Consider the following 2373-nt stretch of genomic DNA (forward strand, 5'->3'; position numbering starts at 1 on the left):
CTTCGACCCGTCGGACGTGCCGATCACCTCGATCACCAACGGCGTGCACGCGCCGACCTGGGTGGCCCGGGAGATCTCGGCACTGACCTACGCGAACGCCGACCAGGGCGACTCGGAAGGCATGTTCGAGGGTCTGGACAAGACCACGGACGCGCAGTTGTGGGAGACGAAGCGGATGCTGCGGCAGCGCTTCATCGACGACACCCGGGCCCGCGTCCGCGCGTCCTGGGTGAACCGGGGCGCCTCGGAGGCGGAACTGGGGTGGGTCGACTCGATCCTGGACCCCGACGTGCTGACGATGGGATTCGCCCGCCGCGTTCCGTCGTACAAGCGACTCACTCTGATGCTGCGTGACCCGGCCCGGCTGAAGGCGCTGCTGCTGCACCCGCAGCGGCCGATCCAGATCGTCATCGCGGGCAAGGCGCACCCGGCCGACGAGGGTGGCAAGAAGCTGATCCAGGAGATGGTCCGGTTCGCCGACGACCCGGAGGTCCGGCACCGCATCGTCTTCGTGCCCGACTACGACATCGCGCTGGCACAGCCGATGTACCCGGGCTGCGACGTCTGGCTGAACAACCCGCTCCGTCCGTACGAGGCGTGTGGCACGTCCGGCATGAAGGCGGCGCTGAACGGTGCTCTGAACCTGTCCATCCGCGATGGCTGGTGGGACGAGTGGTACGACGACGAGTTCGGCTGGGCGATCCCGTCGGCCGAGGGGATCGAGGACACCGACCGGCGTGACGACCTCGAGGCGCATGCGCTGTACGACCTGATCGAGAAGCAGGTCGCGCCGCGGTTCTACGACGGCGAGGTGCCGGGCCGCTGGATCGAGATGCTCCGGCACACGATCAAGGAGCTCGGCCCGAAGGTACTCGCGACCCGGATGGTCCGGGACTACGTCGAGCAGCTGTACGTGCCTGCCGCGAAGTCCTCGCGCCTGCTCAACTCGACGTACGAGGGTGCTCGTGAGCTGGCTGCGTGGAAGAAGCGGGTCCGGGCGGCGTGGCCGGACATCCGGGTCGATCACGTGGAGCTGCAGGGTCTCGGCGACATGCCGCAGCTCGGTACGACGGTCGGCATCCGCGCGTTCGTGACGCTGGGCGAGCTGACGCCTTCGGACATCGACGTCGAGGCGCTGCACGGGCGGGTGGATTCGGCGGACGAGATCACCGACCCGGTCCGAGTGTCGCTGTCGCTGGCCGAGACGTACGAGGGCAACCGCCACCGGTTCGAGGGTGAGCTCAAGCTCGACCGCACGGGACCGTTCGGCTACACGGTCCGCGTGCTGCCGAAGCACCCGATGCTCGCAAGCCCGGCCGAACTAGGCCTGGCCGCAGGACCGTCCGACCCGGAGGACCCGGAATCTCCGGACCTGCCGGTCGGTTCCGAGTTCTGACTCTTCGCTGAACAACGCCGGGCACCCCTTGTTGGGGTGCCCGGCGTTTCTCCGTCTTGGGGGCTACTTCTTGCGGAGTAGGCCCCAGGGCTTGAAGACCGACAGGACTACGGCGACCATCAGCAGCGTCGGCGACACGATCGGCGGGAACACCATGTCGCCGGCATTCAGGATCGCGTCTCCGCCGGCCTCCTGAACGCGTGCCTGCTCGGCCATCTCGTTGACGCCCGGTCGCAGCGCGATCAGTACCAGGGTGCTCAGCAGCAGGTTGATGGTCAGCTTCAAGACCACCCACCAGTACTTCACCAGCCCGTACTTGCTACCCATTGCGAGCAGTACGCCGGTGGTGAGGCAGGTGAGCCCGGAGATCGTCATCGGCCATACTGCGACCAACTCCAACGCCCTGAAACACAAGGCTTTGGTGCTGTCGTCGTCCGTCCCCAACGCGGTGAAGACCAGCACGGCCATCACCACATCGATCCCCAACCAAGAACCAACCGACGCGATGTGCAGCACCAGAACTGCCTTCCGCGACTTCCCAGCCAACCGCCATCCCTTGGCCGTGCGGCGCGACGCCTGCGTCGACGTCCCGTCAACTCCCTCGCCCACCGGCGCCACCGCAGTACTCATCTCCCTCTCCCGTCCCTGGTCCTCGATCCCTACCAGAAGATCGTCCACCGCGACGCCCCCTCGCACATCCACCCACCGAAGGCACCCCACGTACTCCGCCCGACGTATGCCTCCCCGAACGCAACCGCGAGAGCCACGTCATCCGCGGTTTCATAGGTGGGTGTGGTTCGCGGGTAGGTGCATGTGGTTCGCGGATGCATAGGTGGATGTGGTTCGCGTCGCCGGGCTGCGTGAGTTTGCTAGTCGTGGTGAGGTGAGTCAAGGGCGCTTCGCGGCCCTTCGGGCTCGAACGAGTTCGACCCTTGACACACCTCACCACGACCAGGGAAGGACGCAGCTACGCCCGG

General features: G+C 66.8%; 2 protein-coding genes. One reads left to right on the forward strand and one right to left on the reverse strand.

Annotated elements, in window-relative coordinates; translation table 11 throughout:
* The coding region (glgP, locus tag VFG33_RS20410; RefSeq protein ID WP_325054506.1) for an alpha-glucan family phosphorylase at positions 1–1396 on the forward strand (1396 nt) is incomplete at its 5' end.
* A gap of 63 nt (positions 1397–1459) precedes the next feature.
* Here the strand turns inward: glgP and VFG33_RS20415 are convergent.
* The gene (locus VFG33_RS20415) at positions 1460–2026 is read right to left on the reverse strand and encodes a hypothetical protein (protein WP_325054507.1); all 567 of its coding nucleotides are present in this window, start codon (positions 2024–2026) and stop codon (positions 1460–1462) included.
* Between the last annotated feature and the right edge of the window lie 347 nt (positions 2027–2373).

This window comes from Kribbella sp., from assembly GCF_035687465.1.
In the GTDB taxonomy this organism is placed as follows: domain Bacteria; phylum Actinomycetota; class Actinomycetes; order Propionibacteriales; family Kribbellaceae; genus Kribbella.